We start from the raw sequence: 26210 nt of genomic DNA, 5'->3' as shown, positions 1-26210 counted from the left end.
CTAGCTGAGGCGCACGCGCGGGTCGATGAACGCGTAGGCGATGTCCACGAGGATGTTCAGGATCAGGATGAAGAAGGCTCCGAACAGCATGGCACCCATCGTCAGCGGCAGATCCTTGGTCAACGACGACTCCACCGCGAGGCGTCCGATGCCCGCCAGGTCGAAGGTGAACTCGGTGACCACACCGCCCGCGAGCAGCGAGCTGAGGTCGATGCCGAGGATGGTGACGATCGGGATGAGTGAACCACGCCAGGCATAGCGGAAGAACACGTACTTCCGCGACATGCCCTTCGCTCTGGCGGTGCGGACGTGCTCTTCCTGCAGCTGCTCGATCATGGTGGAGCGGGCCATACGCGTGTACTGGGCGGTGAAGATCGTGGCCATCACGACCCAGGGGATGAGCAGTCCGACGAACCAGGCGCCCGGGTCCTCGGTGAACGGAACGTACTTGGGGTTCTCCATCCAGCCCGTCGAGTAGACGAAGAGGCCGAGCACGATCGGGCCGAGCAGGTAGATCTGGAACGAGCTGAGCACGATGGACGCGCTGCTGGCGATCTTGTCGACCAGGGTGCCGCGCTTCCAGGCGGCGAGCATGCCGGTGCCGAGGCCGAACACCAGGAAGACGACGAGACCGCCGAGGGTCAGCGACAGCGTCAGCGGGAACCGGTCCATGAGGGAGTCCCAGACGAAGTCGCCGGTACTGAAGGAGACGCCCAGGCACGGAGCGTCGCAGTGCCCGACGGGGAAGTCGCGACCGGCCACGATGCCGACCATGAAGTCCCAGAACTGCGCGGTGATGGGCTTGTCCAGACCGAGGTTCTGCCGGATGACAGCGAGGTTCTCCGGCGAGCAGTTCTTGCCGCAGGAGAGGGCGGCGAAGTCCTGGGGGACTGCGTAGAACAGGAAGAACGTGAACGCGGCGATCAGGAACATGATCACGACCGCGCCGATCGTCCTGCGGATGAGGAACTGAAGCATGGCGGGCGGCTGCTCTCTTCGGAAGCGGCGGTGCGGTGAAGGGGTGGGGGTGTCCGTGGGGGTGCGCTCCGCCTGGCGCGCACCCCCACGGATCAGCCGTGGCGCTTGGCTACGGCTTCTTCAGGAACACATTGTTGATGTCGATGTAGCTCGACTCGGTGCTGTACTTCGCACCGCCGATGTTCGACCCGAACAGCTGGATCGTCTTCGAGTAGTACACCGGGGCAGCCGGGTTGATCTCCTCGAGGATGCGCTTGTGCGCCTCCTCCCACTTCGCGGCGGCCTCGGCCGGCTCCAGCTTCAGAGCCTCTTCGATCAGCTTGTTGACCTGCGGGTCGTTGATGTGCGAGTAGTTCGGCGAACCGTCGGCGACCTGCGTGCCGTCGTAGACCGGGGTCACGACCGTGGACTGGGACGGCCAGTCCTGGCCCCAGCCGGTCATGTAGAGGTCGTACGGGTTCTTGAGCTTGCCGACCTGCTCGTAGAACGTGGCGCGGTCGATCTCCTTGGCCTGTACGTCGTAGCCGAGCTTCTCGAGCGCGTCCTTGATGATGACCTGCTGCGCCTGGCCGCGCGGAGTGTTGGAGTAGGCGTAGGTGAGCTTGGTGCCCTTCTTGACGCCCGCCTCCTTGATCAGCTCCTGGGCCTTCTTGAGGTCGCCGTTGGGCGCCTTGAGCTTGCCGTACGGGTCGTACTTCGCGTCGAAGCCCGGCAGGGTCGGGGCGAACAGACCACCGGCGATCTCACCGCCGTACCGGCCACCGTCGGCCTGGACCATGGCCTGGCTCGGGATGGCGTACGTGATGGCGTCGCGGATCTTCTTGTCCTTGACCTTGTCAAGGTTGAAGCTCAGCTGCCAGACGTAGGGCTGGTAGCCCTTGACCGTGCGCTTGTTGACCACCGGGTCGGTGACGACGTCCTGGATCTGCGCCGTGTCGACCGGGTCGGTCCACTGGATCGCGTTCTTGGCCTCGCCCTGGTCGGCGATCAGCCGCTTGGTCTGGCTGGCCTGGTCGATCGTCGTGGTGAAGTTGTAGCCGTCGACGTACTGGTGCCGGACCGAGTCGGTCTTCGGGTCCCAGTTGGTGTTCTTGACCAGCTTCAGGGACTTGCCGGCCTTGTACTCGGAGATCTTGTACGGGCCGAGCGCGGCCGGAGCCTTGTCGTACTTCGCCTGGGTGTCCTGCTTCTCGGGCACGATGGCGTAACCGGCCATGGAGAGCGCCTGCGGCAGGTCGGGACGCGGCTGGTTGAAGTGGAAGACGACCGTCTCGTCGTCCGGCGTCTCCAGAACGGTGTCCGGCAGGTGCTTGCCCTTGAACGGCCCGTCCGGCAGGTCCTTGCGGTAGTCGGCACCGGAGAGCCAGGTCTGGACGTAGGTCGGACCGTCGAAGATGAACTTCGCGTACTGGCGCTCGATGGTGTGGCGGACGTCCGCGGACGTGATGGCGTTGCCGTCCTCGTCCTTGATGCCCTTCTTGAGCTTGTACGTCCAGGTCTTGCCGCCGTCGGACGACTGACCGGAGTCGGTGGCGATGTCGCCGACCACCGTCAGGTTGCCGTTCTTGTCCTCCTGGAAGTTCGTCAGCCCGCGGTGCACGAGGTTGGCGAACTGGCCCGCGTCACTGACGTAGATCTGACCCGGGTCCATATGGGACAGGTCCGACTGCATGTAGACGTTGATCGTGCCGCCGGACTTGGCGCCCGCGACCGCCGCCGCGGGGCCGTTGGAGGCCGCGGCGTCGGCGTACTGGACGGGCTTCTGCTGCGATGCGGCGTCGTCCTGGGTCTTCGCCCGGTCCTTTGATTCGTTGCCGCTGTCGCTGGAGCAGCCGGTGAGCGCGAGCGAGCCGGCCGCCGCAATGGCGACAACGGCTCTCACAGAGCGCGATCGGATGGGCTTCATGATGCTTATTGCACCTACCTGTCGGTCGTTATCCAGAAGTGCTGCCTGGCCATCCGGTTGCCCGGCGCTGGGGGCGGCAGCCACCCCCCTGCTCGTGGACGCTTTCACCGTCCGGTCTTCGGGTCGAAGGCATCGCGGACGGAGTCACCGAGGAGATTGAAGGCGAGAATGAAGATCACCATTGCCGCACCCGGGAAGAGCAGGAACGCCGGGTCCTGTTCGTAGATCTCGGCACCGATGCGGAACATCCGGCCCCAGTCGGGAGTCGGCTCGACAAGGCCGACCCCGACGAAGGAGAGGAACGCGATGTTCAGAATGAAGTTGGGCAGTGTGTACGTGGCCTGCACCAGGATCGGGGTGACGACGTTCGGCAGGATCTCCTTGCGGACGATCCGCCACCGCGAGGCGCCGGAGACCTTGGCCGCCTCGACGAACTCGCGCTCACGCAACGAGAGCACGGAGCCGCGGACGAGCCGGGCCATGCTCATCCAGCCGAGGAACCACATCACCAGGATGATCGCGACCACGCGCAGGTAGGTGGGGGTCTCATCCGTCGGGGAGACGAACATCGCGGTGACGACGGGCATGAAGGCGATGAAGAACAACTGGTTCGGGAACGACAGGAAGAAGTCCGTGACCCGACCCAGCCAGTAGTCGACCTTGCCGCCGAAGTAGCCGCCGACCAGGCCGATGAGAACTCCGGTGATGACGCAAAGGAGCGTCAGCACCAGGGCCATGAAGAGCGAGTTGCGGATGCCGTACAGCAGCATCGTGAACACGTCGCGGCCCAGCTGGGGCTGGACACCGAACCAGAAGTCACCCGAGACACCGCCGAACGACCCGGTCGGCATGGCGAAGTCGTCGAGCAGGAACGGATACTCCGGCTCCTGCGCGTACAGGGTGTACGGGTCCTTGCCGTACAGCTTGGAGATCACCGGCGCCAGCGCGGACACGACGAAGAAGAAAATCACTACACCGGCGGAGACCATGCCGGTACGGTCACGCTTGAAGCGCTGCCACATCAGCTGGCCGGGGGAACGGCCCTCAAGCTTCTTGGGCCCCGCGCCATCGGTGGTCGCCGCCAGCTCAGGGTCCAAGGCGACCGACGGGCCGGAGCCCTCGGCCTTGGTTGGACTTGTCATGTGTGTTCTTCCCCCGGGGGACGGAAAGTTGAGCGCAGCACAGATACCGGCAGGTTCTGTGGTTTGGGGGAACTTTCGCCAAGGGAATCAACGCGCGTCAAGCCCGGAAGACATAGGGATCTCCCTACCGTCGATATTTTGAGCAAAAATTGCAAAGACTGACACCTGATCGCGCTTGACAGGTGAAACAGAATTCCCCCATAACGGACATAGGTGGAGCGTTTTCCGTTTACATGTCCGAAACTTGATCGCACGCACTCCGATATGCGAACGGCACCGACAGCGCATCGACAGCACACCCGAACGGATCACGCCAGCACGCCCCGCGGCCGAGGCCCCGGAGCACACCGAAGGCCCGGCTCTCCTCGAAGCGGAGAGACGGACCAACCGGGTTTGCGAAGACCCTCGGTGAGAGGGCGTCAGCCGTGCTTGGCGCGGCTCGCGGCGCGGGCGCGCTCGCGGGCGTCCAGGTTCACCTTACGGATGCGAACGGACTCCGGAGTGACCTCGACGCACTCGTCGTCGCGGCAGAACTCCAGCGACTGCTCCAGCGAGAGCTTGCGCGGCGGGACGATCGCCTCGAACGAATCGGCCGAGGACGACCGCATGTTGGTGAGCTTCTTCTCCTTGGTGATGTTCACGTCCATGTCGTCGGCGCGCGAGTTCTCACCGACGATCATGCCCTCGTACACCTCGGTGCCCGGCTCCACGAAGAGCACGCCGCGCTCCTGAAGGTTCGTCATCGCGAACGCGGTGACGGCGCCGGAGCGGTCGGCGACCAGTGAACCGTTGTTACGGGTCTGGAGGTTGCCGAACCACGGCTCGTGGCCCTCGTGGATGGAGTGCGCGATGCCCGTACCGCGGGTCTGGGTCAGGAACTCCGTCCGGAATCCGATGAGTCCACGGGACGGAACGACGAACTCGAGGCGCACCCAGCCGGAGCCGTGATTGGACATGTTGTCCATCCGGCCCTTGCGGACGCCCATGAGCTGCGTGACCGCGCCCATGTGCTCCTCGGGTACGTCGATCGTCATGCGCTCGACCGGCTCGTGCAGCTTGCCGTCGACCTCCTTGGTGACGACCTGCGGCTTGCCGACGGTCAGCTCGAAGCCTTCCCGGCGCATGGTTTCGACGAGGATCGCGAGCGCGAGCTCACCGCGGCCCTGCACCTCCCAGGCATCGGGCCGCTCCGTCTCGAAGACCCGGAGGCTGACGTTGCCGATCAGCTCACGGTCCAGGCGGTCCTTGACCTGACGTGCGGTCACCTTGCGGTCCTTGACGGCCGCCTTGGCGTCCGCGCCCTTGCCGGTGCCGCCGCGGCCGACCAGCGGCGAGGTGTTCGTGCCGATGGTCATCGAGATCGCGGGCTCGTCGACCGTGATCAGCGGCAGCGCGATGGGGTTCTCGGGGTCCGCGAGGGTCTCGCCGATCATGATGTCCGGGATACCGGCGACGGCACAGATGTCACCGGGGCCGGCCTTCTCGGCGGGCTTGCGGGTCAGCGCCTCGGTCATCATCAGCTCGCTGATGCGTACGCTGCTGACGGTGCCGTCGCGCTTGATCCAGGCGACCGTCTGGCCCTTCCTGAGCTCGCCCTGCTCGACGCGGAGCAGCGCGATACGGCCGAGGAAGTTGTCGGCGTCCAGGTTCGTGACGTGCGCCTGGAGGGGGGCCTCCTCGTCGTACGTCGGGGCCGGGACATGCGACAGGATCGTGGAGAAGAACGGCTCCAGGCTGTCGCTGTCGGCGGGGACGGTGCCGTCCTCCGGCTTGGTCAGCGAGGCGACTCCGTCACGCGCACACGCGTAGACGATCGGGAACTCGATCTGGTCCTCGTCTGCGTCGAGGTCCAGGAAGAGGTCGTATGCCTCGTTCACGACCTCGTCGATACGGGAGTCCGGGCGGTCCGTCTTGTTGATGCACAGGATGACGGGCAGCCTGGCCTGGAGGGCCTTGCGCAGCACGAAGCGTGTCTGCGGCAGCGGGCCCTCGGAGGCGTCGACGAGCAGGACGACCGCGTCGACCATCGACAGACCGCGCTCGACCTCGCCGCCGAAGTCGGCGTGGCCAGGGGTGTCGATGATGTTGATGGTGATGACGTCGCCGCCATCCTTCGGGTGGTACTTCACCGCCGTGTTCTTGGCGAGGATCGTGATGCCCTTCTCACGCTCCAGGTCGTTCGAGTCCATCATGCGGTCGTCGAGCGACTCGGCGGCGTGCGCGGCGAAAGACCCCGCCTGCTTGAGCATGGCGTCGACCAGGGTGGTCTTGCCGTGGTCGACGTGGGCGACGATGGCGACGTTACGAATGTCGTGGCGCGTGGCCATAGTGAGGCGCTTCTCCCGGAGTGAGTGAACGGCCGACGCGTACATCTGCGTTACGCGGGCCCTGCCGGGCGGAACATGCCACGGCCTTACCCCATCGTACGGGCACGCTGGCCGCTGGGGCTCGACGGGTTCTGCCGGTACCCACCGCGCGGGTCCGTTGGGGCTGGTCGCGCCCACGCGGCGGAGCCGCAAATGTCACAGCCCCGCGCCCCTAACGGGGCGCCCCTACCGCGAGGGCTCGCCTAAGATCTCTTGCCCTTCTTCAGGTAGCCCATGTCCTCGTACACCGGTGTCTCGAAGCCGAAGGCGCCCGCGTTGGCCAGGTTCGGGCGGGCCGCTACGAGCTGGGGGCGCTGGTAGAGGGGGATCGAGCCGGCGGCGGCCCAGATGCGGGCGTCGGCCTTGCGGACCAGGGAGCGGGACTCGAACTCGTCCAGTTCGGCGATGGCCTCGTCGAAGAGCTGGTCGACCTGGTCGGTGCCGACCCGCGTGTAGTTCTGCTCGACGCTCAGCGAGCCGTCCGCCGCCGGGACCGGCTTGGCGTAGATGGGGCGGGCGTCGGTGGCGGGGAAGGCGGACGCGGGCCAGGAATAGAGCGCCAGGTCGTACTCCCCCGACGCGATGTGGTCCTTGAAGTAGCTCTCGTCGGAGACCTTGGAGATCTCCGTACGGATACCGATGCGGTCCAGCATCCGCGCGATGCGCCCACCGACCGCCCGCAGCGACTCCGTGCCCGGCCCGGACGGGAGCACGAAGCGCAGCGACAGCGGTTTGCCGTCCTTGGCGAGTGGACCGGCCGCGGCACCCGCGGGAGCGGCGGTGCCTTTCGGGGCGTACGCACCCGGCGCCCCGCCGCGCTTGATCTTCCCGTCCTGCGCCAGTTCCTTCTTCGTGTCCTTGTCGGCCTCGCGGCGCGCGGCCTGCGCGGCGGCCTGGTCGAGAAGGGCCCTGCGCAGCGCGGCGACGGGCGCGGGCGCGAGCACGGTGGAGCGTCTCTGGTCAGCGGGCTTGTCGTCGTCGCGGGAGCCGGAGCTGTCGTCGCCGGAAGCCGGGTCGTAGGCCGCGCCCGGCTTGTCGTCCTCGCCGACGATGTACGTGCCGTCGTCGTCCCCGGAGCCGTCCGGCTTCTCGGAGGCCTCGCTGCCGGCCCCCTTCGCCGCCTTCTTCTCCTTGATGGGCCCGCCCCGGACCCATCCCGCGTCGGACAGCAGTGCCTTCGCCTCGTCGGTGTCCTGGTCGCCGAGCGCGCCGCTGTTGTCGGCGTACGCGGCCTGTCCGGCGAGGGCGAGATGGCTGCCGACGGGTTCGGCGGGCAGGCCGAGGGGCTTGAGCACGACCCGGGCGAGCTCGTCCCGGTCGAGGGCACGGGCCACGGCCCGGCGGACACGCTCGTCGGCGAGCGGGCCCTCGGCGCCGTTGAGCGCGAGCTGCGTGTAGGCCGGTTCCAGGGACTTGCGGACCACGAAACGGCGCAGGGCCGACTGCTCGTCGGCGTACTTCGCGATCGCCTTGCCGCGCTGCTCGCGGGCGGTGATCTCCTCGTCGGCCGCCTCCTCGTCGGAGCCGTGCGCGATCGCCCAGGAGCGCAGCGCGTTGCCGGGCGTGAGCGCGGCGCCGGGGCCGTGGGTGAGCGGCGTCCCGCCGGCCCCCTTGCGGCGGGCGGCGAGCGTGATGCGCCGTGCGTCGGCCGGCTCGATCTCGGCCAGATCGAGCCGGCCTGCGGCGAGCTCGGCGGCGCGCTTCGCTCGCGGTACGGCCCGCAGCACCAGCTCGGAAAGCCTGGCCTGGCTGCCCCACCAGCGCGGATTGCGCTTCAGTGTGACGTCGCCGGCCTTGCGGTCGATCTCGTCGATCGCGAAGGGACCGGCGGTGACCTTCAGCTTGCGGCGGGCGCCGTCGTTGAAGGTGTCCGGGGTGCCCATGACGTCCTTCGGGTACAGCGGCGAGAAGAGCGACCGCCAGTCCGCGTACGGCTTGCTGAAGGTGACCCGTACCTCGAGGTTGCCGTCGCCGCGCTCGATCTTCTCGATGCGGTCGTAGCCGGCGTTGCGGGCCGTCCAGTACGCGGTGTCCTTGCCGGACAGCGCGCGCCACTGGGCGGCGAAGTCGGCGGCGCCGATCTCGCGGCCGTCGCTCCAGACGGCCTGCTGGTTGAGCTTGTAGAGCACGACCTGCTTGGGTTCGCGCTCGACGACCCTCGCCGACTCCAGGTAGTCGGGGTTGCGCTCGGGCCGGCCCGACTCGTCGAGCCGGTACATGGAGGGCAGAACCGCGCCCGCGACCCGGGAGGTGGCCGCGTCGGCGTCCGCCTGGAAGGTGTTGAGGGTCTCCGGGACGGTGTCCACGGCCCAGCGCACAGTGCCGCCGTCGGCGATCCGGTCACGCCCCGCCGGGGCGATGTCCTGCCCCGCGAGGGGCCGTCCGGCCGGGTCCTCCTCGCTGCACGCGGCGAGGGAGGGCACCGCGAGCACGCCCGCCGTGAGGAAGGCGACCGAGCGCATGACCGCGCGCAGTCCGACGCCGTCGTGGGACATGACTGGTACCTCCGGGGCGGTTCTGATCACGTGGGGTGTCACATTTTGGTGATGTAGATCACGTTTGGCCGTATAATGGGGCTGATCAGATCTATCGCCCTACTGAAGGGGCAAGCCCCCGGGTCGGGGTGGCGCCACGGCGATGGGTAAGCGAAAGCTCACCCGTCCGGCTCAACGGAGCGCTTTCCTCCGGCTGAGGGGGCGCGCGTACGGCGCGTTGGCGCGACACGATCCGTTAATCCGTGCAGATCCCTTCACAGGGGCCGATGTGACGCGCGACACTCGCAGGCGCATGAACGTTGCCGCCTTGGACCACAGGGTCCGTGGAAGTGAGGGCACGCCATGTCCGTGCAAGACGACCTGACAACAGTCCAGCGCGCTCTCGACGACCTGTGCCGGTCAGTGGGGCGCCTGGAACAGCAGATGGGTGGCGGTCTGGAGATGCGCCGGGTGCGCACCGACGCCGATCACCTGCGCGAGAGCGTGGCGCTGCTGCGCGAGGCCGCCCCCGGCCTCAAGGCACCGCGGCGACCCGACCTCGTCTCCATCCCCGACACCCCGTACGACAGCACTCTGTGGACGGACTCGGACGACGAGGGTCTCGGCGCCCGCGACCGGCACGCACCCTGATCCGACTGGAGTCCACCCCCTTGGCCACTGGTACGGAACCAAATCTGAACAGCGGCGGCGTAAGAACCGGTACGCGCGCCGCGATCGCCGCCCCGCACCTGCGGACCGACCGCTGGTGGCTGGCGCCTGCCACCACCGCGGCCGGGCTGCTGGCGTTCATCGTCTACTCGACGTGGCGGGCGTTCGCGAACACGGACTACTACGCGGCGCCGTACGTCTCGCCGTTCTACTCGCCCTGTCTGGCGGAGAACTGCGAGCCGATGCGGGCGGGCCCGAACTGGGAGATCTTCGGCGGCTGGTGGGGCCTGTCCCCCGCCCTGCTCATCCTGATCTTCCCGCTCGGCTTCCGGCTGACCTGCTACTACTACCGCAAGGCCTACTACCGGGGCTTCTGGGCCTCGCCCCCGGCCTGCGCGGTCGCCGAGCCGCACAAGAAGTACACCGGCGAGACCCGCTTCCCGCTGATCCTGCAGAACATCCACCGCTACTTCTTCTACGCCGCGATCCTGGTCGCCGGCATCCTCACGTACGACACCGTGCTCGCCTTCCGCGACGAGCACTACGAGTGGGGCCACATGGGTGTGGGCACCCTGGTCTTCCTGGTCAACATCGTGCTGATCTGGGCGTACACCATCTCCTGCCACTCGTGCCGGCACATCGTCGGCGGGCAGCTCAAGCACTTCTCCAAGCACCCCGTGCGATACCGGATGTGGCAGTGGGTCGGGAAGCTGAACGCCCGGCACATGCTGCTCGCCTGGGCGTCGCTGGTGAGCGTGGCGCTCGCCGACTTCTACGTGTATCTGGTCGCGTCCGGTGCCTTTGACGATCCGAGGTTGTTCTGATGCCCGTAGTTGACCGGCAGGAGTGGGACGTCGTCGTGGTCGGCGCGGGCGGCGCCGGGCTGCGGGCCGCCATCGAGGCGCGCGAGCGGGGCGCGCGTACGGCCGTGATCTGCAAGTCGCTGTTCGGTAAGGCCCACACCGTGATGGCCGAGGGCGGCATCGCGGCGGCGATGGGCAACGTCAACGCCGGGGACAACTGGCAGGTCCACTTCCGCGACACCATGCGCGGCGGCAAGTTCCTCAACCAGTGGCGAATGGCCGAGCTGCACGCGCAGGAGGCCCCGGACCGCGTCTGGGAGCTGGAGACCTGGGGCGCCCTCTTCGACCGTACGAAGGACGGGCGGATCTCGCAGCGCAACTTCGGCGGACACGAGTATCCGCGGCTCGCGCACGTCGGCGACCGTACGGGCCTGGAGCTGATCCGCACGCTCCAGCAGAAGATCGTGTCGCTGCAGCAGGAGGACTTCAAGGAGACCGGCGACTACGAGTCGCGACTGAAGGTGTACCAGGAGTGCACGGTCACGCGGATCCTCAAAGACGGGGATCGGGTGTCGGGGGCCTTCTGCTACGAGCGCGAGTCCGGCCGTTTCTTCGTCCTCGAAGCCCCCTCGGTCGTGGTCGCCACCGGTGGCATCGGCAAGTCCTTCAAGGTGACGTCGAACTCGTGGGAGTACACCGGGGACGGTCATGCGCTGGCGCTCCTTGCCGGGGCACCCCTCCTCAACATGGAGTTCGTGCAGTTCCACCCGACGGGCATGGTCTGGCCGCCGTCCGTGAAGGGGATCCTCGTCACGGAGTCCGTGCGCGGTGACGGCGGGGTGCTGCGCAACTCCGAGGGCAAGCGGTTCATGTTCGACTACATCCCGGACGTGTTCAAGGAGAAGTACGCGCAGTCCGAGGACGAGGGCGACCGCTGGTACGAGGACCCGGACAACAACCGGCGTCCGCCCGAGCTGCTGCCGCGCGACGAGGTGGCCCGGGCCATCAACGCCGAGGTCAAGGCGGGCCGTGGCTCGCCGCACGGCGGGGTCTTCCTCGACGTGTCGACGCGTATGCCCGCCGAGGTGATCAAGCGGCGGCTGCCGTCGATGTACCACCAGTTCAAGGAGCTCGCCGACGTCGACATCACCGCCGAGGCGATGGAGGTCGGGCCGACCTGTCACTACGTGATGGGCGGGATCGCGGTCGAGTCCGACACGGCGGCGGCGCGCGGGGTGCCGGGTCTTTTCGCGGCCGGGGAGGTCGCGGGCGGCATGCACGGCTCCAACCGGCTCGGCGGCAACTCGCTCTCCGACCTGCTGGTGTTCGGCCGCCGGGCCGGGCTGCACGCGGCGCGGTACGCGACCGATCTGGGCGAGCGGCCCGCGGTGGACGACGACCAGATCGACTCGGCGGCGGCCGAGGCGCTGCGGCCGTTCTCGGCGGAGGGCCCGGAGGCGGTCACGGAGACCGGACGGCCACCGGAGAATCCGTACACCCTCCACCAGGAACTCCAGCAGACGATGAACGACCTCGTCGGCATCATCCGCCGGGAGGCGGAGATGGGGGCGGCGCTGGAGAAGCTGGCGGATCTGCGCGTACGGGCGCGGCGGGCGGGTGTCGAGGGGCACCGGCAGTTCAACCCGGGCTGGCACCTCGCTCTCGACCTGCGCAACATGCTGCTGGTCAGCGAGTGCGTGGCACGCGCCGCCCTGGAACGTACGGAGTCGCGCGGCGGCCACACCCGTGAGGACCATCCGACGATGGAGCGGGAGTGGCGGCGTATCAATCTGCTCTGCCGGCTGACCGATCCGACGGGCGGGTTGGCGGCCACGGACCCGGTACGCGGCCAGATCGATCTCGCCCGGGAGACCACCGAGCCCATCCGCCAGGACCTGCTCGCCCTCTTCGACAAGGAAGAGCTGGTCAAGTACCTCGCCGAAGAGGAGCTGTACGAGTGAGCAGCTATGAGGCCCGCTTCAAGGTGTGGCGCGGGGACGCCGACGGCGGTGGCCTGGAGGACTTCAAGGTCGAAGTGAACGACGGCGAGGTCGTGCTGGACATCATCCACCGGCTCCAGGCCACCCAGACGCCCGATCTGGCCGTGCGGTGGAACTGCAAGGCGGGCAAGTGCGGTTCGTGCTCGGCGGAGATCAACGGGCGGCCGCGGCTGCTGTGCATGACGCGTATGTCGGTGTTCGAGCCGGAGGAGACGATCACCGTCACTCCCCTGCGGGCCTTCCCCGTCGTACGGGATCTCGTCACGAACGTCGGCTTCAACTACACGAAGGCACGGGAGGTGCCGTCCTTCGTGCCGCCGGCCGATCTCGGTCCCGGCGAGTACCGGATGATGCAGGAGGACGTGGACCGCCCGCAGGAGTTCCGCAAGTGCATCGAGTGCTTCCTGTGCCAGGACACCTGCCATGTCGTCCGCGACCACGAGGAGAACAAGCAGGCGTTCGCGGGGCCCCGGTTCCTCATGCGGGTGGCGGAGCTGGACATGCACCCGCTGGACGCGGCCGCCGAGACCGGCCTGGACCGCAAGACCACCGCCCAGGACGACCACGGCCTCGGCTACTGCAACATCACCAAGTGCTGCACGGAGGTCTGCCCCGAGGGCATCAAGATCACGGACAACGCGCTGATTCCCTTGAAGGAACGGGCCGTTGACCGCAAGTACGACCCGCTGGTGTGGCTGGGGTCGAAGATCAGGAGGCGTTCCTCCTGATCTTCGACCCCGGCTTCGACCCGGCCGGTCCCGCCGTCAGAACAGGCTCAGCAACGCCTCCGCCGGGTCCGTGAGTCCCGTTTCGCCGTTCGGCAGGGGCAGTTCGAACCACACCGTCTTGCCGCGGGGCGTGCGGCGGGAGCCCCAGGCCGCGCTCAGGAGACCGACGAGCTGGAGACCGCGGCCGCCCTCGTCCGTGTCGCGGGCGCGGCGGCGGCGCGGCTGGACGAGGCCGGCGTCCCAGACCTCGCAGACCAGCGTGCGGTCGAGGAGGAGCCGGAGTCTGATCTCGCCCTCGCCGTAGCGCAGGGCGTTGGTCACCAGCTCGCTGACCAGGAGCTCCGCCGTGTCGACCAGAGGCTCCAGGCCCCAGCTCACCAGCTGGCCGCGGGCGTACTCGCGTGCGCGGCCCACACTGCGCGGCTCGCGCGGCAGGGTCCAGTCGCCGACGGACTCGGCGGGCAGCCCCTGGACACGTGCCATCAGAAGCGCGATGTCGTCCTCGCCGTGGTGGGTGTCGAGGGTGTTGAGGACGTGGTCGCAGACGTCCTCCAGCGGGAGGGAGGGCTCCGTCAGTGCGCCCACGAAGGCCCGCAGGCCCTCGTCCAGCGGATGGTCGCGGGATTCGACCAGTCCATCCGTGTAGAGCGCCAAAAGAGCACCCTCGGGAAGTTCGACCTCCACCTCCTCGAAGGGCTCGCCGCCGACGCCGAGCGGCATGCCCGGCGGTACGTCGAGCATCAGCGCGGTCTCGCCGGGTTCCACCAGTACGGGCGGCAGATGGCCCGCGTTGGCGAAGGTGCACCGGCGCGTGACCGAGTCGTAGACCGCGTACACACAGGTCGCGAGGTACACCTCGGAGAGGTCGGCGTCGCGCTGCGCCTGGCGGCCCGCGGTACGGGTGGCCTGCTGGATGCCGCCGGGCGTGCCGAGGCCGCGGGCGATCTCGTCCAGCGCCGAGAGGACCTCGGCCGGTTCGAGATCGAGCAGCGCCAAGGTGCGTACGGCCGTCCGGAGTTCACCCATGGCGACGGCGGCGCGCAGACCGCGGCCCATCACGTCGCCGACGACCAACGCCGTGCGGTGGCCAGGGAGTTCGATGACGTCGAACCAGTCGCCGCCCACCTCGGTCGCGGCGTTGCCGGGAAGGTAGCGGCAGGCGATGTCCAGCCCTGAGGCCTCCGGATCGCCCGGGGGCAGGAGGGAGCGCTGCAGTATCAACGCGCGTTGGTGCTCGCGGCGGTACAGGCGGGCGTTGTCAATGCAGACGGCGGCGCGCGCGGCGAGTTCGACCGCGAGCGCCCGGTCCCGTTCCCCGAACGGCTCGCTGCCCTTCGTACGCGAGAACTGGACCAGGCCGACGACCGTGTCGTGCGCGACCATCGGGACGGCGAGCGTGGACTGGATGAGGCCGCCCTCGTCGCCGGGGACGGTTTTCGGGCGGGCGGTGCGCAGGGCGTCCGCGCAGGCCGAGGTGAACGCGAAATGGTGGACGGCGCCGACGTTCACCGGCTCAGGGCCGCCGATGAAGGGCGCGTCGGAGACGGCGCTGGCGAAGGCGACCCGGCGCAGCTCGGCGCTGCCGTCGGCGAGCCCGGGCGGGGTCTCGTCGCCCGCGAGGAGCCCCTGGTAGAGGTCGACGGAGGCGAGGTCGCAGAAGCCGGGGACGGCCACGTCGAGGAGTTCGCGGGCCGTGGTCTCCAGGTCGAGCGAGTTGCCGATGCGCGCCCCGGCCTCGTTCAGGAGGGCGAGATTGCGCCGGGCGGCGGCGGCCTCGCGCGCGGCGGCGCGGCGCGAGGTGACATCGGTACCCAGCCAGGCGATACCGATCGGCCGGCCCGAACCGCTGTGTACGCGATAGAGGTAGACGGACCAGTTGCGGCGCTCGGAGGAGCCGGGCAGGGTGCCCGTGACCTGCATGTCGGTGACGGAGTCGCCGGTCTCCAGGACGCGGCGCAGCGTCGCGGCGACCCGCTCGGCCTCACGGGGCGGCAGATAGTCCCTGACGGTGCGTCCGCGGTGGTCTTCGGCGCTGCCGCCGAAGACCGAGGCGAACCGATCGTTGGCACGGCGAATCTTCAGTTCTGTGTCAAGCAGCAGAAAACCGAACGGGGATTGACCGAAAACCGCCTGCGAAGCGGCAAGATCTGTCTCGATCCCCCGCAGGGTGCGCACGTCGACGACGATGCAGAGGGCGGCTCGCTCGCTCTCCTCCGTGCGCGTCGGCATCACGTAAACCTCGGCGAGTCCTTCGGCGCCCCGCCCTGACTCCTCGCCGTCCGGCAGCCGGAAGGGGACCACACCGGTCCATTCACGGCCGTCGAGGATCTCGGCCATCTTCCGCTGGCCCCGCTCGCGCAGATCGGGAGCGACGAAGGTCTCGATGGGATCCATGCCCACGGCCCGGTCCGCGCTGATGCCGAAGAGCTGCTCCGCGCGCAGACTCCACTGGTCGATCAGGCCGTCGGGGCCGATCGAGAACGAGGCGACCTTGATGTAGTCGTAGATCGAACCGGGTGGACTGCTCTGCCACACCACCCCGTCGACCTCGCCCTCGACGTCACCGACGTCGCCGTCTGACGCATCGGCCATCGCGTCGCCCCCCGGGTCCTCGGACTCCATGGACTCCGCAGTCTCCGTGGCCTTCGCTGGTATCTCGCTCACGCGAACCGTCCCCTCCAGCTCACCGCGTCCGGCATCGGTCACCGGGGGCGGCTGCCCGCAGTATCCCGAACTACGGCCCCGCACAACACGGTGTTCACGATCACAGCACGGTCCCGATGTTTTTAGGACCGGCCGCGACACACACTCCCAGTCTTCTAACCAGGGCGCACCCCGTCGAATCACAGACTCCGGTCAACCCCCATGGCCGATGGGCGCTGACCGGACCGGAAGCCGCTCCCGCTCAGCCGGGCAGGGCCAGTTCGAACCACACCGTCTTGCCCGTCCCGCCGGGCCGGGTGCCCCAGCGCCGCGAGGAGCATGCCACCAGCTGGAGCCCGCGGCCCCCCTCGTCCTCGGGGCGTGCGGCCCGCTCGTGCGGCAGGTCCGGCAGCGGGTCGGAGACCTCCACCCGCAGGGCGCCGAGCGGCTCCTGAGGACGTACGAGACGTACGCCGATGGGACCCGTGGCATGCCGCAGGGAGTTGGTCACCAGCTCGCTGACCAGCAGCGCGGTCACATCACTGAGGGAGTCGAGCCCCCAGGCGCACAGTGTGCTCCGGACGACGGTACGGGCGGTCCGTACGGAACCGGGATCCGCGGGAAAGGTCCACTCGGCGCGTTCGCCTTCGGTGTGGATCACGCGGATCACTCCCGGAGCAGAAGCGGAACATGTCCGTTTTCACGGGGTTAAAGGGCACATACCCGGTATGAGGGATGGAGTACCGCATGCGGGGGCGCACTGTGGCACGAACGGCGTACGGGGTGATCACCTCGTACGTCACACACGTCCCACGCCCGCGCGTCGAGCGTCCCACGACCGGCGGTCGCCGCACACCCCAGAGCGTTGCGTATGTCACAGCTCCGCGTACGCAGTCACGTGCCCGGCCACCCGCGTACCCCTCAGCGCGGCGCTCACGCCTCCGGCGTCGGGCTCCCCCAGGCCTGGCGTACGACCTCCATGACGGCCGGTACGTCCTGATCCAGCCAGTCCACGTCCCAGACCTCGTCCGGGGTCAGCCAGCGCAACTCGTCATGATCCTCAAGGGGCTTCGGGTCGCCGGAGCCGGGGAGCAGTCGGGCGGTCCAGACGTGGAGGGCGTCCGGCGGCTTCAGGGGCCACTCCCCCGGGATACGCGCCAGTGGCTCCGCCTCGACGCCGAGTTCTTCGCGCAGCTCGCGCACGAGGGCCCGCTCGGGAGTCTCGCCGGGTTCGACCTTGCCGCCGGGCAACTCCCAGCGTCCGGCCAGCTCCGGCGGCGCGCTCCGGCGCGCGGCAAGGAGGCGCCCCTCGCTCAGTACGGCGGCTCCGACCACCACGATCCGTTCCGTCATGCGCCGGAGCCTACGGGAACCGTGCGGGAGCGATCACTTGCTCCCGTTGCTCCCGTTGTTTCCGTTCTGTTCGATCTGCTCGATCCAGTAGAGCTGCTTGTGGCCGTGGGCGTCGAGGCTGTCCGCGATCTTCTGGGCCTCGGCCCTGGTCGCGTACCTGCCGACGCGGTAGCGATTGCCGTTGTCGTCCTGTCGGACGACGAGCCAGGGAAGCGCGATCGTGCCGTCGCTCATCGCACCCCTCCGCTCTCCGCCCCCGGTCCGCTCCGTACGCCGCTCGGTAAGGAAACCGCACTCCGCATATGCCCGAGCCTACGCCTAACCTTTACGGAGCGAATACGGCTTTTCACAAAGAGGTGTTGGGTTCGTTGTCGGGTGCGGGTGGGTTGGTGGCTGGTCGCGCAGTTCCCCGCGCCCCTAAAAGACCAAAAGACGAGCCCTCAGCCACCACGCACCGGAACTTGCCCACCGGCGGGAGGGGGCGTGGGTCGGTGCGTCGTATGCCCGTCGCGTAGGTTCGGTCTCAGGTCACCAGGGCCGTGTACCAACACCGGGCCGTATGCCCACCCGGCGACGGGCTGACGCACCGGCCCACGACCCCGCACCCACCACAAACCCAGGGGCGCGGGGAACTGCGCGACCAGCCACAACGAACCCCGCACCCACCCAACCGCCGGAGGCAAGACGCATGACCGCCCGTACAGCGGCCGGAGACGGCGAACGCCCGGGTGCCGCAGCGGCCCGGCTCACCGGGCGCCCGGTCACCGCTGAGCGCCCGCTGTCCGGAACGCTCGCCGAAGTCACCCTCGACGGCGGGCGAGTCGTGATGGTCAAGCGCGGTGACGACCCCGGCGCGGTACGGGCCGAGGCGGCAGGCCTGCGCTGGCTGGCCGACGCCGCTGCGGTCCGCATCCCGGCGCTGCACGGCCACGACGCGAGCTGGCTGGTGACCGACCGGGTCCCGCCCGGCCGACCGAGCGCGCAGGCCGCCGCCCGGTTCGGCCGTGACCTGGCCGCCCTGCACGCCACCGGCGCGCCCGCGTTCGGTGCCCCGCCACCCGGCGGCCCCGAGGACGCGTACATCGGGCTCGCGCCGATGCGCAACGTCCCCGGCACCGACTGGCCGCGCTGGTACGCCGAGCACCGGGTGCTGCCCTATCTGCGCCGCGCGGTCGACGACGGCACGGTGCGCCCTGCCGAGGCGACCGCGGTCGAGCGCGTCTGCGAGCGGCTGCCCGAGCTGGCAGGACCGGCCGAGCCGCCCGCCCGGCTGCACGGCGACCTGTGGAACGGCAACGTGCTGTGGGGCGCCGACGGACACGCCTGGCTGATCGACCCGGCCGCGCACGGCGGACACCGGGAGACGGACCTGGCCATGCTCCACCTGTTCGGCTGCCCCCACCTGGACCGGGTGCTGGACGGCTACCACGACGCGGCGCCGCTCGCCGAGGGCTGGCCGGACCGCATCGGGCTGCACCAGCTGTTCCCTCTGCTGGTGCACGCGGTGCTGTTCGGCCGCGGCTACGCCGAGCAGGCCCTCGCGGTGTCCCGGTCGGCCCTGGCGGGGTGACCCGCTGACGGAACGCCCCGCTGATGGGACGCCCCGCCCGCACCAGCCTCCCGCTCATCGGCGTCATGGTGAATCGGTGTCGCCGAGCCGGTCAGTGGAACCCCCGAGCCGCCCTCTCGTACCGCGACGATCTCGGCGGCGATGGACAGGGCCGTCTCCTCGGGCGTTCGGGCGCCGAGGTCGAGACCGATGGGGGAGCGCAGGCGGGCCAACTCCCGCTCCGTCAGGCCGACTTCACGCAACCGCCGATTCCGGTCCTCGTGGGTGCGACGCGAGCCCATCGCACCGACGTACGCGACCGGGAGCCGCAGGGCCGCCTCCAGCAGCGGTATGTCGAACTTGGCGTCGTGGGTGAGCACGCACAGGACGGTGCGGCTGTCCGTCTCGGTGTGCCGGAGGTAGCGGTGCGGCCAGTCGACCACGATGTCATCGGCCTCGGGGAAGCGGACGCGGGTGGCGAAGACGGGACGGGCGTCGCACACGGTCACGTGGTAACCGAGGAACTTGCCCGCTCTCACCAGCGCCGCGGCGAAGTCGACGGCACCGAAGACGATCATGCGGGGCGGCGGCACGCGCGACTCGACGAACACCGTCAGGGTGGCCCCGCCGTGCGACTCTTCCCCAGACTCCGTCCGGGGGGACCTCCATCTCGCTGCGCTCGCGGAGGTGTCGAACGTGCCCGTGCGGCCGGCGCTCAGCAGGGCGCGCGCCTCGTGCACGACCGTGTGGTCCAGCTCAGGACGCCCGCCGAGTTCGCCTTCGTACGATCCTCCTCCGGACTCCGCTTGGGAGGACCCTGATCTCGCTTCTCCCCCAGCCTTCGTCCTGGGGGACCCGGACCCCCATCCCGCTTCGCTCGGGCGCACGAGCAGCGCCCTGCCCAGCAGTTCGGCCGGCCCCCGGACCACTCGGGCGAGCGCCGCCGCCTCGCCCGCGGCGGCGGCCGACAGCGCCGACGCGAACACCTTCCCGTCCGGCGCGTCCGCACCCACCGGCGTGACGAGGACCTCGACGACCCCGCCGCAGGTCAGTCCCACCGCGAAGGCGTCCTCGTCGCTGTAGCCGAACCGCTCGCGCACCACCTCGCCGTCCTGGAGCGCCTGGACGCACAGGTCGTACACCGCCCCTTCCACGCAGCCACCGGAGACCGAACCGATGGCCGTGCCCTCGCTGTCGACGGCAAGGGCCGCGCCAGGGCTGCGGGGCGCGCTGCCGCCCACGGCCACGACGGTGGCGACGGCGAAGGCGCGGCCCTCTTCGACCCACCGGTTCAACTCGTCGGCGAGATCAAGCACTCCTGGCTCCCTCTGCCGTCAGCAGGACCCGGTCCGGCCGGATCGGGAGCTGCCGATGGCGTACGCCGGTCGCGTGCCAGACCGCGTTGGCGATCGCGGCCGCGGCTCCGACGATGCCGATCTCGCCGATTCCCTTGATCCCGACGGGGTCGTCAGGGTCGGGGTCGTCCACCCAGTCCGCCTCGATCAGCGGGACGTCGGCGTTCGCGGCGAAGTGGTAGCCCGCGAAGTCGGCGCCGACCGTGGCGCCCGACGCCGGGTCCCGGAACGCCTCCTCGTGCAGAGCCATGGACAGTCCCCAGACCATCCCGCCGACGAACTGGTTGCGCGCCGTCAGCGCGTTGACGATCCGGCCCGCCGCGAAGATCCCGAGCATGCGCCGTACGCGGACCTCGCCACTCGTGACGTCCACGGCGACCTCGGCGAACTGCGCCCCGAAGGAGTGCCGTTCCTTGCCCTCCAGCGCGCCGACGGCCTCCGTCGTGTCCGACCGTACGGTGATCCCTTCCGGCGGAACGCCGCCGCCCAGGGCCAGTCGCTCGCGCAGCTCGCGGGCCGCCCGCATGACGGCCCACGCCCAGGAGCGGGTGCCCATCGAGCCACCGGCGAACATCGCCGGGCCGAGGTCGCTGTCCGCGATGCGTATCCGGATGCGTCCCGGGTCCACCTCCAGGGCGTCCGCGGCGACCATGACCATCGCGGTGCGCGCTCCGGTGCCGAGGTCCGTCGCGTTGACCCGCACGATGAAGGTGCCGTCCGCCTCGGCGGTCACGGCCGCCGTGGACGGGCCGACACCCGCGTGGAACGATGCCGCCGCCGTGCCGGTCCCGAGCAGCCAGCGCCCCTCGCGGCGCAGGGCGGGACGTGGATCGCGGTCCGTCCAGCCGAACCTGCGGGCGCCCTCCTCGAAGCAGGCGAGCAGTTTGCGGCTGCTGAACGGCAGCCCGGACACCGGACCCAGCTCGGGTTCGTTGCGGGCGCGCAGCGCGATCGGGTCGAGGCCCAGCTTCTCGGCGAGTTCGTCGAGCGCCGACTCCACCGCGAACGAGCCCGGCGCCTCGCCGGGCGCGCGCATCCAGGTCGGAGTCGGCACATTGAGCCGGACGAGCCGGTGGGCGGTGCGGTGCGCGTCGGCGTCGTACATCACACGTCCCACAGCGGCGCTGGGCTCGACGAATTCGTGCACGGTCGAGGTGAGACTGTGCGCCTCGTGGTCGAACGCGCGCAGCCGCCCGTCGGGGTCGGCACCGAGCCTGACCCGCTGGGCCGTAGGGCTGCGATAGCCGACGAGCGAGAACATCTGACGGCGGGTCAGGACGACCCGGACCGGGCGCTGAAGGACGGTCGCGGCCATCACGGCGGCCACCTGGTTCGGGCGCATCCCCTTGGACCCGAAGCCGCCGCCGACGTGTTCGGACCGCACCCGTACCGAGGCCGGATCGAGGGAGAACAACTGCGCGAGTTCGCCCGCGATCCACATGGTGCTCTGGTTGGTGTCGATGACGTCGAGCCGGCCGCCGTCCCAGTGAGCCGTCGTCGCGTGCGGCTCCATCGAGCTGTGGTGTTCCTCCGGCGTGGCGTACTCGGCGTCCACGACGACGGCGGACGCGGCCAGTTCGGCCTCCATGTCGCCCTTCTCCGTGTCCGCCGGCCCGATGACGGTGCCCTCTGGCGTGTACGCGCCCGGATGCCCTGCGGAGAACGCGATGTCGTGCGGCTCCTCGTCGTACTCGACCACGAGTGCCTCGGCGGCCTCCCTGGCCTGCTCGGACGTCTCGGCCACGACCAGCGCGACGGGCCAGCCCACGTAGGACACCTGGTCGTGCTGGAAGAGCGCGAGGACCGGGTCCGGCCGCCCCACGATGCCCACGTAGTCGGTGGTGACGCGCGGTGCGTTGCCGTGGTGCAGGACGGCGAGGACGCCGGGCATCGCGAGGACGGGGCCGGATTCCACCGAGCGGATGCGGCCGCGGGCGACGGTGGACAACACCAGCCAGCCGTGGACCAGTTCGTCGAAGCGGAACTCTCCGGCGTAGCGGGCCGCTCCGGTGACCTTGTCCCGGCCCTCCACACGGGTGTACGCGCTTCCGACGGCACCGGTCAGCGGGGTGACCTGGGTGGTCGTGGTCATCGGGCAGCCTCCTCGGTGAGTTCGGCCAGCACGGCCACGACCAGGTTCCGCATCAGCGTCACCTTGTATCCGTTGTGGGGCAGGGGAGTGGCGGCCGACAGTTCGGCATCCGCGGCGGCGCCGAAGGCGTCCGCCGTCGCCGGCCCTCCGCTCAGGACCCGTTCGGCCTCCCGGGCCCGCCACGGCCGGGACGCGACCGCCCCGAAGGCGAGGCGTACGTCCCGTACGACCCCGTCCTCGACGTCGAGTACGGCGGCGATCGAGCCGATCGCGAAGGCGTAGGAGGCGCGCTCGCGCACCTTCCGGTAGCGGGAGGGGCCGGCCATCGGCGGCGGCAGGGTGACGCCGGTGATCAGCGCGCCGGGCGGCAGGGCGGTCTCCAGGTGCGGGGTGTCACCCACGGGCAGATAGAACTCCGCGAGCGGCAACTCGCCCGGCCCGTCCGCTGTTTCGTACGACACGACGGCATCGAGGGCGGTGAGCGCCACCGCCATGTCCGAGGGATGGGTGGCCACGCAGTGCTCGGAGGCGCCGAGGATCGCGTGGTTGTGGTGCTCGCCCTCGACGGCGGGGCAACCGCTGCCGGGAACCCGCTTGTTGCACGGCTTGGTCACGTCGGTGAAGTAGCCGCAGCGGGTGCGCTGGAGCAGATTCCCGCCGACCGTGGCCATGTTGCGCAGCTGGCCCGAGGCACCGGCCAGCACGGCCTGCGCCAATGCCGGATAGCGGCGCCGTACTTCGGGATGGGCGGCGAGATCGCTGTTGGTGACGGTGGCACCGATGCGCAGACCGCCGCTCCGCGTCGACTCGATGCGGTCGAGGGGAAGTTCGCGAACGTCGACGAGGAGCGCGGGCCGTTCCACGCCGGTCTTCATCAGGTCGACGAGATTGGTGCCGCCGCCGAGGATGCGCGCGTCCGGGTCGGCGTCGAGCAGCGCGACCGCGCCGGAGACGTCGAGGGCACGCTGATAGCCGAACTCCCTCATGCCGCGGCCTCCTCGGCCTCGGTCGCGCGAGCTTCGGGTGTCTGTGTCCCGGCCGCCTGCGCGACCGCCTGCACGATGGACACATACGCACCGCAGCGGCACAAGTTGCCGCTCATCCGCTCCCGGATCTCGTCCGCGCTGAGCGGCGGGGGTCCCGCTTCGGGGCGTACGTCGTCGGTGACGGCGCTCGGCCAGCCGGCCGCGTGCTCCTCGATCACCCCGAGGGCCGAACAGATCTGCCCCGGAGTGCAGTAGCCGCACTGGTAGCCGTCGAGATCGAGGAACGCCTGCTGCACGGGATGCAGCCGTTCACCGTCCGCCACGCCCTCGATGGTGGTGATGTCGCGCCCCTCGGCGGCCACCGCGAGCTGGAGGCAGGAGACGGCCCGGCGTCCGTCGATGAGTAACGTGCAGGCACCGCACTGGCCTTGGTCGCAGCCTTTCTTGGTACCTGTCAGATCGAGATGCTCGCGCAGCGCGTCGAGCAGGGTGGTGCGGTGGTCGACGGGCAGGGTGTACTTCTCGCCGTTGATGTTCAGGGTGATGGTGCTGTACGCCGAGGGAGCTGGGGCCATGGTCAGCCTTCCTTCGCGTGGATGGTGCGCGTCGAGGCCGGGCGGGACAATGCGGGTCGGCGATCGGTTCCGGCCGTCCGTGCAGCGGTTTTCGCGGTTAGAGTGGACTTAAACGGATAGCTGTCCGGTTACCGAAAACCTAACGGACAGTTGTCCGCTTAGCAAGGGTGGCCCTTGCGTGATTTCTGGAAGGGGGACGGGTGCAGGACAGAAATGACGCGCCCATGCGTTCGGATGCGCAACGGAATCGCGAGCGCATCCTTGAAGTGGCCCTGGTGGAGCTGACGCGTTCAGCAGATGCTCCGCTGAGCTCGATCGCGAAGAAGGCGGGGGTCGGGCAGGGCACGTTCTACCGGCACTTCCCCAGCCGCGAAGCCCTCGTCCTGGAGGTGTATCGCCACGAAATGCAGCAGGTCGCCGACGCCGCGGCCCAGTTGCTGCAGACCCGCGCACCGGACCAGGCGCTGCGCGAGTGGATGGACCGCCTGGCCGAGTACGCCATGGCCAAGGCGGGGCTGGCCGACGCCATGGGCAAAGCGACCAGTGCGCCCGGAGGGCCGGCGAAACCGGGTCATGGCCCGGTGAGCGAGGCCGTCGCGCTCCTGCTGAAGGCGAACGAGGAGGCCGGCACCATCCGCCCCGGGGTGACCCCCGACGACTTCATCCTCGCCATCACCGGCCTCTGGCACATCGATCCCCAAGGGGACTGGCAGGCGCGTGCCGGGCGACTCATGGACCTTGTCATGGACGGCCTGCGCGCCGGCGCTCCGGGGCGCTGAACGGGCGCCTTCGAGGGGCGATCCTCAGCCGGCCGCCTGGCTGCTGTCCCGGAGGCTGCCCCAGCCGTGCCAGCGCTCGATCTCGATCCAGGCGCTGACCCGGCCGCGGTTCCGTTGCGGGTACGGGCTCCCGCCGTAGTGCCGGGACAACCGGTCGATGTCGGCCAGGTCCTCGTCGTCGCGCAACTCCACCACGCGGCCGATGAGCGTGATGTGCGTGTACCAGTTGCCCTCGTCGAGCACCGTCAGCGTGACCCGGGGATCGTTGCGCAGGTGGTCAAGGCGCTTGCGGCCCTCGTCCATGTTGACCAGCACCCGCCCGTCGCCTTCCCAGAGGTACCAGGTGGCCGTGGACACCGGCTGCCCGTCGGACCGCACCGTGGCGATGACGGCCGGGTTGGCCTTCTTCAGCATGGTGACGGCGGCCTCGGGGAGCGGCGGCTTCGACATGGGTTCTCCTCTTCGTGGTCTTCGTGTTCCTCATGGTCTGCGTGTTCTTCGTGCGGCACACGGCCCTGTGGCGGTGATCCACGGCTTACCACCCCACGCTGCCACATTCCGGCCGGTGGACAGCCGGCCGCGGCGATATCCGCGAACGAACGCATCCGGCACCCGGCACCCGGCACAAGAAACCCCGCTCACGTTTGCCCCGTGTGCAGGGGGAACGCGTCACGGTGACGGAGCCAGGAACACGCCCGGCATCCCGGGCGCCTCCGGCAGGCGAACCTCCCGAGAGGAGCCGATCATGAGCAGTGCAGCCGGACTGCGGGTCGTCGTCACCGGTGCCACCGGGAACGTGGGCACCAGCGTGATGCGTCTGCTGAGCGAGGATCCGCAGGTGGACTCCGTGCTCGGCATCGCGCGCAGGCTGCCGGACGGGCCGCCGGTGCCCGACGCCGAGTGGGCCGCGGTGGATCTGACGGCCGAGTCCGAGTTGACCAAGCACTTCGAGGGAGCCGACGCCGTCGTCCACCTCGCCTGGAAACTCCAGCCCGCCCGCGACCCGGCGGTCACCTGGCGCACCAACGTGCTCGGCAGCGTCCGGGTGTTCCACGCGGCGGCCGCGGCCAACGTGCCGGCCCTGGTGTACGCCTCCTCGGTCGGCGCCTACTCGCCGGGCCCCCGGGAGCGTGCCGTGGACGAGTCCTGGCCGACGCACGGCTGGCCGGAGGCGGCGTACTGCCGTGAAAAGGCCTACGTGGAGCGCGTGTTGGACACTTTCGAGTACGAGCGGCCGGAGACCCGCGTCGTCCGTATGAGGCCCGCCTTCCTCTTCAAGGAGGAGTCGGCGAGCCAGCAGCGGCGCCTGTTCGCCGGGCGCTTCAAGCCCGGCCCGCTGGCCAGGCCCGAACTCCTGCCCATACTCCCCGACATCCGCGGACTGCGCGTGCAGGCGCTGCACACCGAGGACGCGGCGGAGGCGTACCGGCTCGCCGTGCTCAAAGACGTCCGCGGCGCCTTCAACCTGGCGGCCGAACCACCGCTGGACGCCGAGGTGCTGGGCGAGCTGTTCCACTCCAAGCCGGTGCGGATGCCCCGCAAGGCAGCACGTTCCGCACTCGCCGCGGCCTGGGGCCTGCACCTGGTGCCCGCCTCGCCGCAACTGTTCGACGCGGTGCTGCGGCTGCCCCTCATGGACTGCACCCGGGCCCGCCACGAACTGGGCTGGCGGCCGCAGTACACCGCGATCCAGGCGGTCGAAGAAGTCCTGCAGGGCATGCGTGAGGGCGCCGGCGAGGAGACCGCGCCGCTGGCCGGACAGAAGGTCGGCTGATCCGTCCCGTCCGGCGGGCGGGCGGGACGGATCAGCCG

General features: G+C 69.6%; 21 protein-coding genes. 7 read left to right on the top strand and 14 right to left on the bottom strand.

What is annotated here, in order from left to right:
* From G5C60_RS29515 to G5C60_RS29495, 5 genes are all read right to left on the bottom strand, one after another.
* Entirely contained in the window at positions 1-978 is a 978-nt protein-coding gene (locus G5C60_RS29515; protein ID WP_165263990.1) for an ABC transporter permease, read from the bottom strand.
* Between the two features lie 109 nt (positions 979-1087).
* Entirely contained in the window at positions 1088-2884 is a 1797-nt protein-coding gene (locus tag G5C60_RS29510) for an ABC transporter substrate-binding protein (RefSeq protein ID WP_165263989.1), read from the bottom strand.
* Between the two features lie 104 nt (positions 2885-2988).
* Positions 2989-4026: an ABC transporter permease gene (locus tag G5C60_RS29505; protein WP_165263987.1), complete on the bottom strand. Its 1038-nt coding sequence runs from the start codon at positions 4024-4026 to the stop codon at positions 2989-2991.
* A 419-nt stretch (positions 4027-4445) separates the two neighbouring features.
* Entirely contained in the window at positions 4446-6353 is a 1908-nt protein-coding gene (gene typA / locus G5C60_RS29500; protein ID WP_165263986.1) for a translational GTPase TypA, read from the bottom strand.
* A gap of 242 nt (positions 6354-6595) precedes the next feature.
* On the bottom strand, positions 6596-8887 hold the full coding sequence (locus G5C60_RS29495) for an ABC transporter family substrate-binding protein (RefSeq protein WP_165263985.1): 2292 nt from the start codon (positions 8885-8887) through the stop codon (positions 6596-6598).
* 342 nt (positions 8888-9229) lie between these two features.
* Here G5C60_RS29495 and G5C60_RS29490 point away from each other — a divergent pair, with 342 nt between their 5' ends.
* The 4 genes from G5C60_RS29490 to G5C60_RS29475 are packed head-to-tail and all read left to right on the top strand — an operon-like array spanning position 9230 to position 13066.
* Positions 9230-9517: a hypothetical protein gene (locus G5C60_RS29490; RefSeq protein ID WP_165263983.1), complete on the top strand. Its 288-nt coding sequence runs from the start codon at positions 9230-9232 to the stop codon at positions 9515-9517.
* Between the two features lie 20 nt (positions 9518-9537).
* Positions 9538-10359 (top strand): hypothetical protein, encoded by an 822-nt coding sequence (locus tag G5C60_RS29485; protein ID WP_165263982.1) that lies wholly within the window; start codon positions 9538-9540, stop codon positions 10357-10359.
* Positions 10359-12299 (top strand): fumarate reductase/succinate dehydrogenase flavoprotein subunit, encoded by a 1941-nt coding sequence (locus tag G5C60_RS29480; protein ID WP_165263980.1) that lies wholly within the window; start codon positions 10359-10361, stop codon positions 12297-12299. The genes G5C60_RS29485 and G5C60_RS29480 overlap by 1 nt, the downstream gene beginning before the upstream one ends.
* Positions 12296-13066: a succinate dehydrogenase/fumarate reductase iron-sulfur subunit gene (locus G5C60_RS29475; protein WP_165263978.1), complete on the top strand. Its 771-nt coding sequence runs from the start codon at positions 12296-12298 to the stop codon at positions 13064-13066. Before G5C60_RS29480 ends, G5C60_RS29475 begins: the two co-directional genes overlap by 4 nt.
* 36 nt (positions 13067-13102) lie before the next feature.
* Here the strand turns inward: G5C60_RS29475 and G5C60_RS29470 are convergent, their stop codons facing one another.
* The 4 genes from G5C60_RS29470 to G5C60_RS29455 form a co-directional block, all read right to left on the bottom strand.
* On the bottom strand, positions 13103-15730 hold the full coding sequence (locus G5C60_RS29470) for a SpoIIE family protein phosphatase (RefSeq protein WP_338145965.1): 2628 nt from the start codon (positions 15728-15730) through the stop codon (positions 13103-13105).
* A 241-nt stretch (positions 15731-15971) separates the two neighbouring features.
* Positions 15972-16379, bottom strand: coding sequence for an ATP-binding protein (locus G5C60_RS29465; protein ID WP_165263976.1), 408 nt, complete (start codon positions 16377-16379; stop codon positions 15972-15974).
* A gap of 263 nt (positions 16380-16642) precedes the next feature.
* Positions 16643-17062 (bottom strand): (deoxy)nucleoside triphosphate pyrophosphohydrolase, encoded by a 420-nt coding sequence (locus G5C60_RS29460; protein ID WP_165263974.1) that lies wholly within the window; start codon positions 17060-17062, stop codon positions 16643-16645.
* Between the two features lie 33 nt (positions 17063-17095).
* Positions 17096-17296, bottom strand: coding sequence for an SPOR domain-containing protein (locus tag G5C60_RS29455; protein WP_165263972.1), 201 nt, complete (start codon positions 17294-17296; stop codon positions 17096-17098).
* A gap of 454 nt (positions 17297-17750) precedes the next feature.
* Between G5C60_RS29455 and G5C60_RS29450 the strand changes: the two genes are divergently transcribed.
* Positions 17751-18632 carry a fructosamine kinase family protein gene (locus G5C60_RS29450; protein WP_165263970.1) on the top strand — a complete coding sequence of 294 codons (882 nt, stop codon included), beginning with the start codon at positions 17751-17753 and terminating at the stop codon, positions 18630-18632.
* Here G5C60_RS29450 and G5C60_RS29445 read toward each other — a convergent pair.
* Genes G5C60_RS29445 through G5C60_RS29430 form a run of 4 tightly spaced genes read right to left on the bottom strand, consistent with a single transcriptional unit; the run spans position 18584 to position 23619 of the window.
* Entirely contained in the window at positions 18584-19927 is a 1344-nt protein-coding gene (locus G5C60_RS29445; protein WP_165263969.1) for an XdhC family protein, read from the bottom strand. The genes G5C60_RS29450 and G5C60_RS29445 overlap by 49 nt on opposite strands.
* A complete protein-coding gene (locus tag G5C60_RS29440) occupies positions 19920-22058 on the bottom strand; it encodes a xanthine dehydrogenase family protein molybdopterin-binding subunit (RefSeq protein ID WP_165263968.1) in 2139 nt (712 codons plus the stop codon). Before G5C60_RS29440 ends, G5C60_RS29445 begins: the two co-directional genes overlap by 8 nt.
* Positions 22055-23044 (bottom strand): FAD binding domain-containing protein, encoded by a 990-nt coding sequence (locus G5C60_RS29435; protein WP_165263967.1) that lies wholly within the window; start codon positions 23042-23044, stop codon positions 22055-22057. The genes G5C60_RS29440 and G5C60_RS29435 overlap by 4 nt, the downstream gene beginning before the upstream one ends.
* A complete protein-coding gene (locus G5C60_RS29430) occupies positions 23041-23619 on the bottom strand; it encodes a 2Fe-2S iron-sulfur cluster-binding protein (protein ID WP_165263966.1) in 579 nt (192 codons plus the stop codon). Before G5C60_RS29430 ends, G5C60_RS29435 begins: the two co-directional genes overlap by 4 nt.
* Before the next feature lie 224 nt (positions 23620-23843).
* On the opposite strand from G5C60_RS29430, the gene G5C60_RS29425 reads away from it, so the two are divergent.
* The gene (locus G5C60_RS29425; RefSeq protein WP_206440152.1) at positions 23844-24398 is read left to right on the top strand and encodes a TetR/AcrR family transcriptional regulator; all 555 of its coding nucleotides are present in this window, start codon (positions 23844-23846) and stop codon (positions 24396-24398) included.
* A 24-nt stretch (positions 24399-24422) separates the two neighbouring features.
* Here G5C60_RS29425 and G5C60_RS29420 read toward each other — a convergent pair whose 3' ends face one another.
* The gene (locus G5C60_RS29420) at positions 24423-24848 is read right to left on the bottom strand and encodes a PPOX class F420-dependent oxidoreductase (protein ID WP_165263964.1); all 426 of its coding nucleotides are present in this window, start codon (positions 24846-24848) and stop codon (positions 24423-24425) included.
* A gap of 295 nt (positions 24849-25143) precedes the next feature.
* Between G5C60_RS29420 and G5C60_RS29415 the strand changes: the two genes are divergently transcribed.
* The gene (locus tag G5C60_RS29415) at positions 25144-26172 is read left to right on the top strand and encodes an NAD-dependent epimerase/dehydratase family protein (protein WP_165263963.1); all 1029 of its coding nucleotides are present in this window, start codon (positions 25144-25146) and stop codon (positions 26170-26172) included.
* The last annotated feature ends 38 nt before the right edge of the window (positions 26173-26210 follow it).

Origin of the sequence: Streptomyces scabichelini (genome assembly GCF_011045015.1) — a bacterium.
GTDB classification, from domain to species: Bacteria; Actinomycetota; Actinomycetes; order Streptomycetales; family Streptomycetaceae; genus Streptomyces; species Streptomyces scabichelini.
The sequence above is the reverse complement of the archived record's forward strand: the minus strand, read 5'-3'. Positions and strand labels throughout refer to the sequence as shown.